The 15,138-nt window shown below is 69.7% G+C and carries 14 protein-coding genes and 3 pseudogenes; 13 read left to right on the forward strand and 4 right to left on the reverse strand.

Annotation, left to right across the window (positions count from 1 at the left end):
• Positions 1 to 117 precede the first annotated feature (117 nt).
• Positions 118 to 923: pseudogene (locus tag H305_RS44990) on the reverse strand (MBL fold metallo-hydrolase).
• Between the two features lie 112 nt (positions 924 to 1,035).
• Positions 1,036 to 1,908 carry a LysR family transcriptional regulator gene (locus H305_RS0108435; RefSeq protein ID WP_028800009.1) on the reverse strand — a complete coding sequence of 291 codons (873 nt, stop codon included), beginning with the start codon at positions 1,906 to 1,908 and terminating at the stop codon, positions 1,036 to 1,038.
• A 207-nt stretch (positions 1,909 to 2,115) separates the two neighbouring features.
• On the opposite strand from H305_RS0108435, the gene H305_RS0108440 reads away from it, so the two are divergent.
• On the forward strand, positions 2,116 to 3,147 hold the full coding sequence (locus H305_RS0108440; RefSeq protein ID WP_028800010.1) for an NAD(P)H-dependent flavin oxidoreductase: 1,032 nt from the start codon (positions 2,116 to 2,118) through the stop codon (positions 3,145 to 3,147).
• A 60-nt stretch (positions 3,148 to 3,207) separates the two neighbouring features.
• Here H305_RS0108440 and H305_RS0108445 read toward each other — a convergent pair whose 3' ends face one another.
• Positions 3,208 to 4,224 (reverse strand): alcohol dehydrogenase catalytic domain-containing protein, encoded by a 1,017-nt coding sequence (locus tag H305_RS0108445; protein WP_028800011.1) that lies wholly within the window; start codon positions 4,222 to 4,224, stop codon positions 3,208 to 3,210.
• A 360-nt stretch (positions 4,225 to 4,584) separates the two neighbouring features.
• Here H305_RS0108445 and wrbA point away from each other — a divergent pair, with 360 nt between their 5' ends.
• The 3 genes from wrbA (at position 4,585) to H305_RS0108465 (ending at position 6,877) form a co-directional block, all read left to right on the forward strand.
• On the forward strand, positions 4,585 to 5,199 hold the full coding sequence (gene wrbA / locus H305_RS0108450) for an NAD(P)H:quinone oxidoreductase (protein ID WP_028800012.1): 615 nt from the start codon (positions 4,585 to 4,587) through the stop codon (positions 5,197 to 5,199).
• Positions 5,200 to 5,357: 158 nt separating this feature from the next.
• Positions 5,358 to 5,651 carry a muconolactone Delta-isomerase family protein gene (locus H305_RS0108455; protein ID WP_028800013.1) on the forward strand — a complete coding sequence of 98 codons (294 nt, stop codon included), beginning with the start codon at positions 5,358 to 5,360 and terminating at the stop codon, positions 5,649 to 5,651.
• A gap of 386 nt (positions 5,652 to 6,037) precedes the next feature.
• Positions 6,038 to 6,877, forward strand: a complete 840-nt coding sequence (locus H305_RS0108465) for a prephenate dehydratase (protein WP_028800014.1) — start codon at positions 6,038 to 6,040, stop codon at positions 6,875 to 6,877.
• 236 nt (positions 6,878 to 7,113) lie between these two features.
• On the opposite strand, the pseudogene H305_RS52215 reads toward H305_RS0108465, so the two are convergent.
• A pseudogene (locus tag H305_RS52215) lies at positions 7,114 to 7,248 on the reverse strand (IS5/IS1182 family transposase); the annotation flags it as partial.
• Positions 7,249 to 7,338: 90 nt separating this feature from the next.
• Here H305_RS52215 and H305_RS0108470 point away from each other — a divergent pair.
• The 9 genes and pseudogenes from H305_RS0108470 to H305_RS0108505 all read left to right on the forward strand — a co-directional run bounded on the left by H305_RS0108470 (position 7,339) and on the right by H305_RS0108505 (position 15,074).
• Complete coding sequence (locus H305_RS0108470) at positions 7,339 to 7,977, forward strand: RNA polymerase sigma factor (RefSeq protein WP_028800015.1); 639 nt, start codon at positions 7,339 to 7,341, stop codon at positions 7,975 to 7,977.
• On the forward strand, positions 7,974 to 9,041 hold the full coding sequence (locus H305_RS0108475; RefSeq protein ID WP_028800016.1) for a CU044_5270 family protein: 1,068 nt from the start codon (positions 7,974 to 7,976) through the stop codon (positions 9,039 to 9,041). The genes H305_RS0108470 and H305_RS0108475 overlap by 4 nt, the downstream gene beginning before the upstream one ends.
• 471 nt (positions 9,042 to 9,512) lie before the next feature.
• Positions 9,513 to 9,746: pseudogene (locus H305_RS55710) on the forward strand (YbhB/YbcL family Raf kinase inhibitor-like protein); the annotation flags it as partial.
• Positions 9,747 to 9,915: 169 nt separating this feature from the next.
• A complete protein-coding gene (locus tag H305_RS55715; protein ID WP_267880786.1) occupies positions 9,916 to 10,053 on the forward strand; it encodes a hypothetical protein in 138 nt (45 codons plus the stop codon).
• 184 nt (positions 10,054 to 10,237) lie between these two features.
• Positions 10,238 to 10,933, forward strand: coding sequence for a type 1 glutamine amidotransferase domain-containing protein (locus tag H305_RS0108485; RefSeq protein ID WP_028800018.1), 696 nt, complete (start codon positions 10,238 to 10,240; stop codon positions 10,931 to 10,933).
• A 391-nt stretch (positions 10,934 to 11,324) separates the two neighbouring features.
• Positions 11,325 to 11,978, forward strand: coding sequence for a DsbA family protein (locus tag H305_RS0108490; RefSeq protein ID WP_028800019.1), 654 nt, complete (start codon positions 11,325 to 11,327; stop codon positions 11,976 to 11,978).
• Positions 11,979 to 12,171: 193 nt separating this feature from the next.
• Positions 12,172 to 12,720 carry an RNA polymerase sigma factor gene (locus H305_RS44995; protein WP_037763022.1) on the forward strand — a complete coding sequence of 183 codons (549 nt, stop codon included), beginning with the start codon at positions 12,172 to 12,174 and terminating at the stop codon, positions 12,718 to 12,720.
• Positions 12,717 to 13,928 carry a CU044_5270 family protein gene (locus H305_RS0108500; RefSeq protein ID WP_028800020.1) on the forward strand — a complete coding sequence of 404 codons (1,212 nt, stop codon included), beginning with the start codon at positions 12,717 to 12,719 and terminating at the stop codon, positions 13,926 to 13,928. Before H305_RS44995 ends, H305_RS0108500 begins: the two co-directional genes overlap by 4 nt.
• Positions 13,929 to 14,204: 276 nt before the next feature.
• The gene (locus tag H305_RS0108505) at positions 14,205 to 15,074 is read left to right on the forward strand and encodes a L,D-transpeptidase family protein (protein WP_420708034.1); all 870 of its coding nucleotides are present in this window, start codon (positions 14,205 to 14,207) and stop codon (positions 15,072 to 15,074) included.
• Positions 15,075 to 15,138: the final 64 nt, after the last annotated feature.

The following is a 15,138-nucleotide window of genomic DNA, read 5'->3' on the forward strand; positions in this document are numbered from 1 at the left end:
CGGAAAATCTCGGCACAGGCCTCATTCTAATTGTCGAGTCAAGTAGACTCTGTGTTGGTTTCCTCGTCAATGAGGGGAGTGGCGGAATGTGCCACGGCGGTCTTCTCGAGTTCCGCTTCAGGGGCGCAGAGCCGCCCAGGAACCATGTGGGGCGCTGTGCAGGAGCGACGACAGTCCGGCTTCGTGAAAGGCGAGCTGCAGATCGATGAGCCCTTCGGAGAAGTGGGTCCAGCCGTCGTAGTGGGCGGGCACCACGACGTCCGCATCCAGGACGGCTGCCGCCGCGGCGGTGCGACGGCTGTCCATGGACAGCGGCCGTCCGCCGAACTATGCCGGCACACGGGCCGCTCCGGCGTGGAGCAGCGCGGCACTGATGTCCGGGACGCGGCGGGAGACCTCCGTCACCGTATGGATGGAGGCGTTGTCGCCGCTGATGTAGAGCGTGGGAAGCCGCTGGCCGGACAGGACGAACCCGGTGACCTCGCAGTTGACGTTGCCGTCGGCGTCGCGCTCTCCGTCCTCGGGTCCGTGCACCGCCGGGACCGCGACGACGGTGAGCACGCCGCGGCCGTCCGGGCGTGGGACGTGGTGGCTGTCCAGGGGGCCAGACCGACGGTCCGTTCGCCGAGCCGCGCAGCGGAGAGCGGGCCCGCCAGGACCAGAGGGGCCGCTACGGCGAACGCCCGCCCACGCTCGTCGAGGTTGTCCGGGTGCTGGTCATGGCTGACGAGCACCACGTCTACGGAGCCCAGGGCGTTCTCGTCGACGGCCGGCCCTGCTGTCTTGGTCAGGTACCCGTGCGGACCGGGGTCGTCGAACGTCGGATCGCTGACGAGGCGCAGGCCGCCCATGTCGATCACGGCAGTGGGGCCGCCGAGCACGGTGACGGCGCAGTCCTGCCGGGACAGCTCTCTGTTCGTCATTGCCACCCTCGCTGAGCGTTCCGTCACTGCGGACACGTTCAAGTCATGATCCGTGCGGAGCCGGGGAAATGCCTTCGGTGAGGCATCCATGCCGTGGGGGCATCGGTGCCGGTCACTCGTGTGTGGCCGTCGTACCGGTGTGTGCCGCCGCGACACCGGCTTCGAGGAAGCGGCGAATGAGCGTACGGGGGCCGTTCGACAGATGGGCGAGGCCGACCGCCACCGGAGGCGCATTGGCCAGGGTCACGAAACGGAGGGCGGGGTGCCGGGTGCGACGTCGCGCCACCTCGGGAACGATGCCTATACCTCGGTTGGCGGCCACCGTCTCCACCCATTCGTCGTAGTTGGCGGTCTTCACGATTCTCTTCGGGCGCTGTTCCGCCGGCCAGGATCCGGGGCCGGTCGTCCCGCTCACCGTGTTGACGACCAGGGGCCACTGCTGGACCTCGGTCCAGTCCAGCCGGCCGCGTTCGGCGAGTGCGCACTGCCTGGCACATACGGCGATGCGTGGTTCGTCGTACAGGTGAACGACTTTTATGGGCCGGGGCAGGGGCATGTCGCCACGGACCACCGCGACATCGACGGCACTCTGACGCAGGGCCTGCACGGGGTCGTCTGTGCGGGTGAGGGTGACGGACGCGCCGGTGGCCGCCTCGAAGCTGTCCACGGTCTGCTGCGCCCAGGGGTCCGGCAGCAGCCAGCTGAAGCCGAGCCGGAGTGTGACCATGCGGCGTGCGGCGTCCAGGGCCTGCGCGAAGACGGCGAGGACACGTTCCGCGTGCACGAGGAACTCGGCCCCGGCGTCGGTCAGTTCGACCTGCCGTGAGGTGCGGTCGAGCAGTCGGACGCTCAGCGCGCCCTCCAACTGCGCGATCGTGCGACTGAGGGCCGGCTGCGTGATCAACAACTCCTGGGCGGCGCCGGAGAAGGAGTGGGCGCGTGCCACGGCCGCGAACGCCCGTAGGTGACGCAGTTCGACATCCATGACGTCGGTCACCCCTCGGTGGATCGATGCATGTCGCGCATGGACCCAGCCTAATCGGCATTTCACAAGGCCTCTCGCGCTGTCTAACGTCACATGTGTGCGCCACAGGGACGACTCGGCGCCGCCGCGGACGGCCGTGGCGCCTTCGGCGACACGTGAGCCGGGGACGGTCCGTCCCGTCCCGCTGGAGCAGAGGAGAAGCCGGCGATGAGCTCATCGTTTTCGGATATCGGGGTCGAGCTGCCGGTGCTGGCGGCGCCGATGGCCGGCGGACCCAGTACTCCCGACATGGTCACGGCGGCCGCGCGTGCGGGCAGTCTCGGCTTCCTGGCCGGTGGCTACAAGACGGCACAGGCACTCGCCGACCAGATGCGCGCCGTCCGGGCGGACGGCGTCCCCTTCGGGGTCAACCTGTTCACCCCCAGCCCGGTTCCCGTGTCGCCCGGGAGCCATCGCGCGTACGCGCAGGCGTTGCAGCCCGAAGCCGACCGATACGGGCTGAACCTGAACGACGGCACTCCCGTGGAGGACGACGACGCCTGGGAGGAGAAGGTGGACCTGGTCATCGGGAGCACCGTCCCGTGGGTCTCCTTCACCTTCGGCATTCCCGCCCCCGACGTCATCAAGGCGGTGCGGCGGTCCGGCACGGCCGTGCTGCAGAGCGTCACATCGGTGGTCGAGGCCCGCCAGGCGGCGGAGGCGGGAGTCGACGGGCTGATCGTGCAGGGCGCCGCGGCCGGCGGGCATTCGGCCACGCTCACCCCCGGCCGCCCGCTCGGCGACGTCCCGCTGCCCGAGCTGGTCGCGAGCGTCCGGCACAGCACCGCACTCCCGATCCTCGCGGCCGGAGGAATCGCCACCTCCGCGGACGTGACGGCAGCCCTGCGCGCGGGCGCGGACGCCACGATGGTCGGCACCCTTCTTCTGCGCACGGACGAGAGCGGCGCGTCCGTGCCTCACAGGGAGGCCCTGGCGGACCCCGCCTTCGACACCACCGTCCTGACCCGCGCCTTCACCGGCCGACCGGCCCGTGCTCTGCGCAACCACTTCACGGACCGCTACGACTCCGTGGCCCCGGCCGGCTACCCGGCCGTGCACCACCTCACCGCGCCACTGCGCAAGGCCGCCACGGCGGCGGGCGACACCCGGCTCATCCATCTGTGGGCCGGCACGGGATACCGCCAGGCGAGAGAGGAACGCACCGCACAGACACTGCAGCGGCTCGCCGGTCAGCTGTGAGGGCGAGGTGCCCGCATCGCGGTGCAGGACGGACGGATCCCGCCCCGCACCGCCGATGTGTCAGGCCGTCATGTCGAGCACGACCCGGAATCGGGCCTGGCCCGACAGCATGCGCTCGTATGCCTCCCGCGCCTGGGTGAACGGCATGACCTCGACGCTGGGACGGATGTCGTGGGCGAGGCTGAACGCCAGGTTGTCCTCGTTCTCGATGGACGAACCGGTCAGGCTGCCGACGATGGAATGCGTGCCGAAGATCAGGTCGGGGGTGGAGACGGTCAGCGGGTCGGGCGCGGCACCGACCACGACGAGCCTGCCGTTCGGCGCGAGACCACGGACCAGCGGGTTCATGGAGGCGCCGCTGGACGCCGTGGCGACGATGACGGAGGCGCCGCCGAGGGCGCTCAAGGCCGCTCCGGGGTCGGTGCTGCTGCTGTCGATGTACTCATCGGCGCCCAACTGCCGGGCGTACGCCTCCTTCTCCGTGCCCCGGGCCACGGCGGCGACACGGTAGCCGAGGCTGCGCGCGTACTGGAGGGCCAGGTGTCCCAGGCCTCCGATGCCTTGCACGGCCACCAAGGTGCCGGCCCTGGTGGGGCCCTGCTGGAGGGCGATGAAGGTGGTCAGACCGGCGCACAGCAGCGGAGCGGCGTCGATCGCCGAGATGCCCTCGGGGACGCGCACCAGCCCGCTGGCCCGGGCGTAGGCCACTTCCGCGTATCCGCCGTCGGTCGTGGTCCCTGTCTGCTGCTGGTTCAGGCAGTTCACGAAGTCACCGCGGCGGCACGGCTCGCACTCCCAGCACTGCCCGTTGAGGAAGCCGACGCCGACTCGGTCGCCGGGCTGCCAAGCGGTGACGCCGGTGCCGACGGCATCGATGACACCGACGATCTCATGTCCCGGAACGATGGGGCGCGAGGGGTCGCCGCGCAGGCCCTCCACGGCCAGGACATCGGTGTGGCAGACGCCGCAGGTCTCCACCCGCAGGCGTACCTGCCCGGGTGCGGGGGCGGTCAGTTCGCGCTCGACCAACTGCAGATTGTGGACTCCGGTGGCCTCGAAGGCCCGGTAGGTGGTCATGACTGCTCCTGAGTGTTGCGGGGGTTCGTTGTGCGAGGGGGGCGGTCCCGGGCGTGGCGGCGCACGCGCGGCGGACCGCTTGCGCGCCCACGCACTAAATGACCGGTCGTCTTAAAGTAGAGTAGCAACAACAGGCGACCGTGCGGCCGCGGGGCGCGGTGACGCACCGGGGGTAGGTAGGCAGAGAGGTGCTATATCGCCTGGTAGGCGACCAGTTCGACGTCCGCGCCCCCCGATGGCGGGCACGTTTCGCGTTCCCGGGTCGACCGCATTTGACGTTACTAGACCGGTCGTCTAGCTTAGGCGACCGGTCGGCTAGTCAGTCGCCCGTCCCGTAACTTCCCAGAACGGAGCGCTCTCGTGGCCACTCCCGTCAAGCTCGCCATCGTCTACTACTCCTCCACCGGCACGATCAGTGAGATCGCCAAGGAACTCCACGACGCGGGCGTCAAGGCCGGCGCCGACGTTCGTCTCCTGAAGGTCGCCGAGCTCGCGCCTCAGGCGGCCATCGACTCAAACCCCGCCTGGGCCGCCCACCACGCGGCCACCGCCGACGTACTCGAGGCCACCCCCGAGGACATCGAGTGGGCGGACGCCGTGCTGTTCGGCACGCCGACCCGCTTCGGCAACGTCTCCGCCCAGCTGAAGCAGTTCATGGACACGTTGGGCGGCCTGTGGGCCGAGGGCAAGCTGGCCGACAAGGTCTACAGCGGCTTCGTCTCCAGCGCCACGGCGCACGCCGGTCAGGAGGCGACCCTGCTCTCCCTCTACACCTCGATCCACCACTTCGGCGGGCTCACCGTCACGCCCGGTTTCACCGACCCGCAGAAGTTCGTCGACGGCAACCCGTATGGCACCTCCCACGTCGACGGCCAGGGCGCCAACCCGGTGGACGACGTCGCGCGTGCCGCCGCCCGTATCCAGGCCGAGCGCGTGATCAAGGTCGCCGGCGCCCTCAAGGCCGCGGCGGCCTGACGTCCGCGGCACTGGTCGGCGTCCTGGTGGAAGGGGCCTCGAAGGTGCCCCTTCCGCCGGACGTCAGTATTCCGCCGTCCGGTGATGCCCGGCGGCGGATCCTTCGTTCGCGCAGTGGATCCGGGACGTTCGCGCAGTGGATCCGTGAGAGGAAGAGCATGAAAGAGTTCCTGGTCGAGCTGACCACGACGGTGCCCGAGGGGACCGACCCGGCGGAGGTCGACAGGCGCCGGGCCGCCGAAGCCGTACGGGCCAAGGAGCTTGCTGCCCAGGGGCACCTGTTCCGGCTGTGGCGTCCGGTCGGTGAGCTTCGCAGCGTCGGGGTGTGGAGTGCCGACGACGAGGCGGAGCTGCGCGAGAAGGTGCTCGGCAGCCTGCCGCTGTGGCCCTGGATGACCGCGGTGGTCACGCCTGTGCAGTCGCACCCAAACGACCCGGGCCGGGTCGGTTGAGTCGCCCGTCGCGTTCAGGGCACGACGGCGCCTGCTTCTGAGCGGCGATGCGGTGTGACCCCCACGAGTTGGGGAACCTTCGACGCGGAATGCCGGAGCGCGCCGCCGGCCCGTGCGGTCACTTGGGGCGTCGTGCTCCGGCGCTTCGACGTGGTGTGTCGAACCGGGCCGAGAGGCCGGGCTTCCGGTCCGGGAGTCCCCTGGCCCGGGAGTCCGCCCGGTCCGGCGACGGTTCGATTCCTGAGAATCTTTCGGCAGTACGGACGGCACGGCATCCCCGTGGTGTCTCTGATCGAGGACTCGGCATCGATACTCCTGTGCATGCGGTTCGCGGTGGAGTTCCTGCCGCCCCACAGCAACGTCCGCCACACGGAAGGCTCAACACGGTGACCACCGTCGCATATCAGGGTGAACCCGGTTCCAACTCGTCCACCGCCGCACGGGCGTTGTATCCCGAAGGCGCCGAACTGGCCTGCACCGGTTTCGAGCAGGCCCTGGACGCGGTCACCCTCGGCTCCGCCGACGTCGCCGTGATCCCGGTCGACAACTCCGCGGCCGGACGCGTCGCCGATGTGCACCATCTGCTGCCGGAGTCGGGGTTGTTCATCGTCGCGGAGTACTTCCTGCCCATCCGCTTCGACCTGATGGGTGTGCCGGGGACGTCGCTCGATCAGGTGGAGTGTGTACGCAGCCACGTGCACGCGCTGGGCCAGTGCCGGAAGGTGCTGCGTGAGGGGGGCTGGCGCACCCGGGTCAGCGACGACACGGCAGGGGCGGCGCGTGAAGTGGCGGAACTGGGCGACCACCGGCACGCGGCGCTCGCTCCGCCCGCCGCAGCGCGGCTGTTCGGCCTCGATGTGCTGCGGTCGGGCGTCGAGGACGATCCCGACAACACCACGCGGTTCGTCGTCCTGTCCCGGGAAGCCGAACTGACCCCCGTCTCGCATCGGCCGACGATGACGAGTCTGTTCTTCTCCGTGCGGAACATTCCCAGCGCGTTGTACAAGGCGCTGGGCGGCTTCGCCAGCAGTGGCGTCAACCTCACCAAGATCGAGAGCTACCAGATGGGCGCGGGGCTGAACGCCAGTCGATTCTATGCCGAGATCGAGGGGCACCCCGACGATTCCCGAGTCGACCTCGCCCTGCAGGAGTTGCGCTTCTTCTCGTCCGAGGTGCGCATCCTCGGCGTCTATCACGCGCACCCGCACCGGCTGCGTGAACGTTAGGCCCTGGCGGACCCCGGGGCCATGGTGACGCACGTGAAGAGCGGTGGCACCGAGCGTGATCGCGTCACCGCCGTCATCGAGGGGGTGCCGTCCGCATGGCGCTGCCCGGCCCGGCGTCACCGGTTGAACGGGGTGAGATCATCACGGCAAGACGATTCGTCACCCATCAAGGTGGTGACGCCCGGTTGGTCGTCTCGGGATCGACCCGGCCCGGTGCTCCGGATCCTGAGACGGGTCCTACGATGCGGTCGTAGGGCGACGCGCTGGAACTGGGTGAAGACGCCGAGCCGGATCCATTCGTCCCGGCGGTTGCGGATCGTGGTGGCCGAGCGCGTCCTGTGGGCGATTGCCTGACAGGAGCAACCGAAGCGCGATGCGCGAGTCGGCCGCAGAGCCCCATGTCTTCGGACCGTGTGACCCACGCCACGGGAACCCGCCCCGCCGTTTGGACAAGGCTTGACGTGGACTACTCATTGCACACCCGGATACGGGCAGGCGACCCCGAGGCATTCCGCGAGCTCTTCCGTGACCACGCCCGACTGGTCCACCGGCACGCGGTGCGCGTGACCGGGGACTGGACCGTTGCCGAGGACATCGTCTCGCTGACCTTCCTGGAGGCGTGGCGGCTGCGCGCCAAGCTGCGGGACGAGGGCGACAGCCCGCGCCCCTGGCTGATGGGCATCGCCGTGAACGTACTGCGCAACACCACCCGCGCGGCGCGCCGTCACCAGCGGGCCCTGCAGCGGCTGCCGGCCAAGGAAGCGGTCCCGGACTTCGCCGACGAACTCGTCGGGCGCATGGCCGATGCCGACGAGCTGGCCGCCGCCCAGCGGGCGCTGAAGAAGCTGCGCCGGAGTGAGCGCGAGGTCTTCACGCTGTGCGTGTGGTCCGGGCTCGGCTACGCGGAGGCGGCGGCCGTGCTCGGTGTCCCGGTCGGCACCGTGCGCTCGCGCCTGTCCCGCGCCCGCAGACGGCTGAGCAGGCTGGCCGAGGAAGAACTGAGAAAGCGCAGGGAACCGCTGCCGCGCAACGGACAAGTACAGGGCGGCCGCGCTTCTGCGGCCCGGTCACACGAGTCGTACGAGGAGAGGTCCGAATGACCCGCAAGAAGTCGCGGCGCGAGGAGCCGCTGGACTACGCGGAGCTGGCTCGGTTGCTGCCGACGCCCGGAGACCCGCACCTGTCGCTCGACCGTCACCTGCTTCTCGAGGAGCACCTGATGAGCGAGATCCAGCGCACCGCCCCCGCATCCGCCCCCGCGCCGGCCCGCCGCCCGGCACGCCGTGTCCTGCTGATCGGTGTCCCGGTCGCAGCCGCCCTGGCCGGCGCCTTCGCCTTCACCGCGCTGACCAATTCCGGGGGCACCGGCCCTGCCACGGCCACCCCGCCCCCGGTCGAAGCGCCGGTCGTCCGCATCGAGCCCGGCAGCACCGCCCGGCTCGCCTCCACCGTCGAGCGCATCGCCGCCGCCGCCTCGGCCGGCAAGACGCCCGAACCCGGCCCGGGTCAGTACATCTACATCAAGAGCAAGGTCTCCTACCTCCTCGAATCGCACACCGACGCGGACGACTCCAGGACCTTGGTCGAGCCCCTGCACATCCGTGAGGTCTGGAATTCGCCCGACGGCAAGCAGGGCTGGCTGGACGAGCCCGGCTACAAGCCCAAGGGCGGTGTCACCCTCGACAGCGACGTCGAGCCCAGCTTGGGCGCCGCCTCCTACGACTACCTCAAGACGTTGCCCACCGACCCGGACGCCCTGCTGAAGAAGATCTACAAGGAGACCAAGGGCCAGGGGAACTCCCCGGACCAGGAGGCATTCACCACGGTCGGCGACCTGCTGGCGGAGCAGCTCGCACCGGCGAAGCTGAACGTGGCGCTGTACCGGGCCGCGGCCAAGATCCCCGGGGTGGTGGTGGTGGACCATGCCAAGGACGCCGCGGGACGCGAGGGCATCGCCCTGGCCCACGTCGACCAGAAGAGCGGCGACCGCACCGAGTGGATCTTCGACCCCAAGACATACGCCTATCTCGGCAGCCGCGCTGTCCAGGTCAAGCAGGCCGACGGCATCAAGCCCGGCACGGTCATCAACTGGACCGCCGTGTTGGAGCGGGCCGTAGTCGACGCCCGGAAGCAGCGCCCCGGCGCGCAGGGCACCCGTGTGTGAGAACGCGATCGCCCCGCTGGGCAGTGCATAGGGTGCCACGCGATCACATCGAGCGGCACTCCCGTCGTTGCGGGTGCCGGTCTCGCGGTCGCGGCTGGTCGGCATCGGCGCGGTGTCCATCGCACGCAGGCGCCGCACGGCCGGCCGGATCCGACGGCACGCTGCGCGGCCGCACTGCGCCGCCGGCAGAGGCGCCGTGGAACGTCTGTCCACATGCGCCTGGGCGGAGTCGTACCTAGGCTGGTAGCCGTTCAAATCATCCCTGAATTGTCAAATAGGGGTGAGGAGGTGATGCCTCATGGTGGAGTGCCCGTCATCGTGACCGAGGTGACGTACCGGGTGCTCAATGTGGCATCACGTGCGCGACCGGTTATCGGGCCGAAGAGTTCGCGCTTACCGCATGTGGATCCGTGAACGCCGGGGCGGGCCGCCCCAGGTCTCCATCCGGCGGCCATGAGCACGGAGACGGGTATGTCTCATTCGCTCGACCCCTGCAGTCTGTTGCCCCCGGTGCCGACGTTCGAGCTGCGCAGCGCCGAGATCACCGGCCGGGAGTCGCTGGGAGTGGCTCGGAGCGGTGCCGTCTTCGGCGGGCCGGGACGGGACCGCTCGCCGCGGCTGGCTTGGAGCGGTCACCCCGCCGGGACGCCGAGCTTCGCGGTCACCTGCTTCGACCCGGACGCGCTGACGGTCGGCGGGTTCCGGCACCGGGTCGTCCACGACATTCCGGCGTCGGTGAACGAACTGTCTGCCGGTGCGGGCGACGTCGGCGCGAAGAGTCTGCCGGCTCCGGCCAAGGTGCCGGTCAACGACTGCCGGTCGGCGTGGCCGCCTCGGCGCAGCACCCCCGCCAGGCGACGCCCCTCACCGCTGCATGTGCGTAGTCCACGCGCTGGACGTCCCCACGCTCGACGTCACTGCGGAGGCGACTCCTGCCCGGCCGGGCTTCCGGCTCGTCGCCCACGGCTTGGCGCGGGCCACTCTTACGCCCGTGTTCGGATTCCCGGCCTGAGCCGGGACATGCCGCGGGACGTGCACAGGCCGGCGCTTCACGCGTCGGCGTTCCGACTCGACGGAACGGGAGGAGTTTCAGCTGTCGCCCAGCCATACCGGGGCGACCGCACCGGATCTGGTCACATGCTGGAAGTCAGTTGGGCCCCGCCGCGGGGAGGGCGGGGGCGAGGAGGTGGAGTGCGATGGCGAAAGTCCTTTTCATCGTGACCGGGGCGACGTACTGGGTGCTCAAGGACGGCACCAGGTACGCGACCGGGTACTGGGCCGAAGAGTTCGCGATGCCGTACAAGAAGATCACGGAAGCCGGCCATGAGGTAGTGGTCGCGACACCGAACGGGGTGGTCCCGAACGTCGACATGATGAGCCTGCGTCCTTCCATGGCGGGTGGCGAGGAAGGGGCCTTGGAGTTGGAGGCCATCATCCGTTCCGCGGAAGTGATGCGTCGGCCGCTCAAGCTGTCGGATGTCCGCCTGGAGGACTACGACGCCGTGTACCTGCCCGGTGGCCACGGTCCGATGGCTGACCTGGCGTTCGACGCGGACGTGGGACGGCTGCTGACGGCCCAGCTCGCCTCGGGCAGGCCGCTGGCGATCGTGTGTCACGCGCCCGCCTCGATGCTGGCCACCAGGATCCATGGCGAGTCGCCTTTCAAGGGCTACCGGGTCACATGCTTCACGAATGAGGAAGAAGAAGCCGTCGGACTCGCTTCCAGGTCGACGTGGCTGCTCGAGACCGACCTCAAGGAAAAGGTGGGCGTCGACTTCAGCCGCGGTCCGATCTGGGAGCCGTACATGGTCGAGGACCGGAACCTCGTCACCGGACAGAACCCTCATTCCGCCGCGATCCTGGGGGACCGGCTGCTGGAGATCCTCAAATGAAGGCGGGTGGGGCTGCTTCGGGGGTGCGGACGGAGCGTGTCGCCGGGTAGTCCCCGTCCGCGGGAATCGTGAGAGGCCGATTTCCTTTCCGTCACGGCGTTCGGTGTGCAGGCCGGCGCCGTGGCGGCGCGCTCGGGAATCGGTGACCGGGAGTTCCCGAGTGGCTGTCGCCTGTTTGGTATATTAGACGACCGGTCGGCTAATTATCAGGTGTCGTGCCCGTCGCGACCGCACGGTCTGCCGGAGGGCTCATGAGCCAGACCTACGTCATCACGGGAGAGCGGCGACCTGGTGGCCGCGCCCTCGCCGATGCGGACCTGGCTGCCGCCTGACGGCCATCGGTCGGCATCGGCTCACAACGGCACCTTCAGCAGCGGCGATTGGAGTCCCCATGCGTACATCGACCTCTCCCGATTCCCCTACACCCGTCGACTTCTGGTTCGACCCCGTGTGCCCGTGGACCTGGCTCACCTCCCGCTGGATGCTGGACGTCGCGAAGGCTCGGCCCGTTCAGGTGTCGTGGCACGTGATGAGCCTGTCGGTCCTGAACGAGAACCGCCTGGACGAGCTGCCCGAGCGCATCCGGGTACTGATGGGCGAGGCGTGGGCGCCGGTGCGTGTCCTGACCGCTGCTGCTCTCAAGCACGGTCCCGAGGTACTGGAACCCCTCTACACCGCGCTGGGCACTCGCTACCACCTGCAGCAGCAGCCCAAGGACCGGGCCACGTTGGAAGCCGCGCTGCGGGAGGTCGGGCTGCCGGTGGACCTGGCCGAGGCCGGCGACACAGAGCAGTACGACGAGGAATTGCGGGCGTCCCATCACAGGGGCATCACCCTGGTCGGCCAGGACGTCGGCAGCCCGATCATCGCCGTTCCCGGTCAGGATGCGGGCGGCGATCCCGTCGCATTCTTCGGCCCCGTCGTGAACCCCGCACCCAAGGGAGAGGATGCCGCCCGCTTGTGGGACGGCGTCCTCGCGGTCGCGTCCACGCCGAGCTTCTACGAGATCAAGCGCACGCGCGGCAGCGCGCCCGACTTCAGCTGAGGCAACGCGCACGATCGTTGGCGCCCGCGGCCACCGGTGGCCGCGGGCGCCGGCGGTCATGGGGGCAGCGCACGAAGCACACCCCCCTTTCGAAGCAGCGGCAGGCCATCGAACAAAATCGTTCACTCAGCCTGTAATAACCCGGCCGTCACGCGCATTACCTGTTGAAAGAGCCGACACGAGGAGACGGCGCGTGACCCAAGCTCAACGCTTCCGGGACGTGTACGAGGAGTGCTACCCACGCGTCCTCGCCTACGCCACGAGTCAGGTGGGGCGTCATGTCGGTGAGGACATCACCAGCGAGACGTTCACCGTGGCCTGGAGACGAAGGGGGGAACTCCCGGACCCCGCGCTGCCCTGGCTGCTGGGCGTGGCCCGCAATCTGGTGCGCGAGTTGCGCCGTCGGGACAGCCACCAGTACGCCCTCGCCTCCCGGGAGGCACAGCGCATCGCCACGGCCGGCCGGGACGAGGCCACGGACGTGGCCACGGACCTGGCCGACCGCGAGGCGGCACTCCAGGCTCTGGCGAGTCTGTCCGACGCCGACCGTGAACTGCTGACCCTGATCGCCTGGCACGGACTGACCACGAAGGACGCCGCAAGGGTCCTGGGCTGTACCACCGCGACCTTGACCGTCCGGCTGCACCGGGCCCGCCGTCGACTGGAACGGGCGATGGAGGCCGTGTCCGCACCGCCCGCCCGCTCCGTGCGCCACACCGACACCGAGGGAGTACTCACGTGAAGGCATCGAAGGCCGACGGGCGAACCGCGCGTCGACAGGACGTCATGAAGACGCTCGCGGCAGCCCGGCCCGCCGAGCTGGACCCGAACCTGTTGGCCGACTCGCCCCGGCAGCGTGAGGACCTGGCGCACATCACAGCCGAATCGCGGGAGAGCCCTGTCGGCACGTCCTCGGTGTCCCCGGTCCGGTTTCGCCCCCGACTCCTGCCGCTCGGAGCGGTCGCGACCGTCGCGGCGTCAGCGGTCGTGCTCAGCGTCCTCGTCCGGCAGGACGCGGGCGACACCACGAGCGCTCCAGCGGGCACGCGACCGCCGTCCAGCGCACCCGCCACGCTGAACGACCGTATGGAACTGCTCGGTGTGGCGGAGGCGGCGGAGACCTCGGCGGCCGACGGCACGTACTGGCAAGTGACCACACGTTCGGAGTATGTGGAGGTCGTCGGCGAGCCGGGACGGCGCTACACCCTGCGCAGCACCTCCACCGAGAAGTGGTCGGTGGGTGTGCGCTCGGGTACCCGAAGCCTGATGGTCTCAGGTCTGGACGCGAGGACCGCACCACGCACCGCTGCGGACCTGGCACGGTGGCGGGACGCCGGTTCGCCGCATCAGGTGGAAAGCCAGGTGAAGGCCGACAGCAGGCTCAAGGTGCGCCTCACCGTCGGAACCAGCCGACCGATGGTCATGCACACCAACCTGGGCAACAAGATCTACGCCCTCGGTCCGAACAACGTCTCCTACCACGACCTGCGCGCACTGCCCACGGACACCGGCACGTTGCGCCAGGAACTGGTCCGGCTGTATCGGCAGGACGGTGGCGCTGACGGACGCACCGCCTGGATGCTGCGCCAGATCGCCAACCTCATCACCATGCCGGTGAGACCGGGTACCCGGGCGGCCGCCTACCGAGTGCTCGCAGACCTGCCCGACATCCACGTCGAGGGCCCCGCCACCGATCCCTTGGGACGCGCGGGCGTTGCCATCACCCTCCCGGTGAGGGCAACGACGGTCCTGGGGGACGTGGAGCAGCGGCTGGTGGTGGACCCCGCCACCGGGGCCCTGCTGTCCGATCAGAGTGTGCTGGTAGAACCGTCGGCCGTCGCACGGGACGCGGGGCTGAAGTCCGGCGCAACGATGCACTTCGAGGCGACCACCCAGATGGAGTGGGCGGACCGGCAGATCACCGTACCGGCGAATGCCGAGGAAGGCTGACCGGCCGGAGAAGAGATGCGCACCAGGTCTCCGACCTGGCTTCTCCTCACGGCAGTCGAAGCGCTTTGAAGGCACGCTCTCGCCGGCGCAGCCCGAGACCGCCGGCTCGAATTCCGTGACTCGGCGGCGGACGGCGTACTTGTTCCGTCCCCCACGGCCCGCGCCGCTCCTCGCCGCCGACGCACGCTCAGTCAACTCACCGACCCAACACGCCAGATGGGATGAGTGCGTCCCCAGGCCGACCACCCACGCACGGGTTCACCCAGGTTGAGGATCATGACGTCATCCACGCACCGTCCGTCCCGGCGGGCTCCGCTCCCTGCCCCGCCGGACGAGCCCCCGGCCGGCAGCCGCGGTGGCCGGCGCCCGCACCGCCTGTTCATACCCGGCACCGTCCTGGCGCTGACGGTCAACCTCGCCGGATGCTCGGGCGCCGGAACAACCGATGCGGTCCGTCCCGCGGCGCTCGAAGCGCACGCTGCCACGGCTGGTCCCGGCACGAGACAGCCCATGCCCCTGCATGGGGACGGGAGCGGCGAAGCCCCCACTGCTTCGGTCCCCGCGCAGTTGCCCGGTCTTGGCCCGCACACGCTGGCCAGGATTCCCGCCGGAACACGTCAGGTCGTACTCGTCACCGGCGAGGCCAAGAACTCCTCCGTCGCGCAGGCGGTGTTGTACGAGCGCACGGGCGCGGGCTGGGAGCCGGGACCCACCTGGCCCGCCCACAACGCCCTCAGGGGCTGGACGGACGACCACCATATGGACGACCTCCACTCACCCATCGGTGTGTTCTCCCTCACCGACGCGGGCGGACGGCTCGCCGATCCCGGCACCAAGCTGCCATACCACCACTCGCCGGCCTTCACCGCCGGCGGTCTGGGGTTCCGGGGCGAATCACTGACGGGCACCTTCGACTACGTGGTCGCCATCAACTACAACCGCCTGACCGGAACATCACCCCTCGACGGGACCCACCCGCAAGGCGCGGGAAAGGGCGGCTACATATGGCTGCATGTCGACCATGGCGGCCCCACACACGGATGCGTGAGCCTGCGGAGGAAGAACATGCGAGCGCTGCTGCGTGCCCTCGAACCCGCTCGGCACCCCGTGATCGTCATGGGGGACGCCTCGTCCCTCAGCCGGTGACGCCGGTGCCGCTGTCGCTCTTGGCCTCGGTGTCGCCCCATCAGGTGCGAGAGCGAGGGCTCGT

It is taken from the genome of Streptomyces sp. 142MFCol3.1 (assembly GCF_000424945.1).
Classification (GTDB): domain Bacteria; phylum Actinomycetota; class Actinomycetes; order Streptomycetales; family Streptomycetaceae; genus Streptomyces; species Streptomyces siamensis.

Excerpts from the sequence above, each read along its gene's own strand:
- H305_RS0108435 (WP_028800009.1), bottom strand. The coding sequence starts at position 1,908 with ATGGATGTCGAACTGCGTCACCTACGGGCGTTCGCGGCCGTGGCACGC.
- H305_RS0108440 (WP_028800010.1), top strand. The coding sequence starts at position 2,116 with ATGAGCTCATCGTTTTCGGATATCGGGGTCGAGCTGCCGGTGCTGGCG.
- H305_RS0108445 (WP_028800011.1), bottom strand. The coding sequence starts at position 4,224 with ATGACCACCTACCGGGCCTTCGAGGCCACCGGAGTCCACAATCTGCAG.
- H305_RS0108455 (WP_028800013.1), top strand. The coding sequence starts at position 5,358 with ATGAAAGAGTTCCTGGTCGAGCTGACCACGACGGTGCCCGAGGGGACC.
- H305_RS0108475 (WP_028800016.1), top strand. The coding sequence starts at position 7,974 with ATGACCCGCAAGAAGTCGCGGCGCGAGGAGCCGCTGGACTACGCGGAG.
- H305_RS55715 (WP_267880786.1), top strand. The coding sequence starts at position 9,916 with ATGTGCGTAGTCCACGCGCTGGACGTCCCCACGCTCGACGTCACTGCG.
- H305_RS0108485 (WP_028800018.1), top strand. The coding sequence starts at position 10,238 with ATGGCGAAAGTCCTTTTCATCGTGACCGGGGCGACGTACTGGGTGCTC.
- H305_RS0108490 (WP_028800019.1), top strand. The coding sequence starts at position 11,325 with ATGCGTACATCGACCTCTCCCGATTCCCCTACACCCGTCGACTTCTGG.
- H305_RS0108505 (WP_420708034.1), top strand. The coding sequence starts at position 14,205 with ATGACGTCATCCACGCACCGTCCGTCCCGGCGGGCTCCGCTCCCTGCC.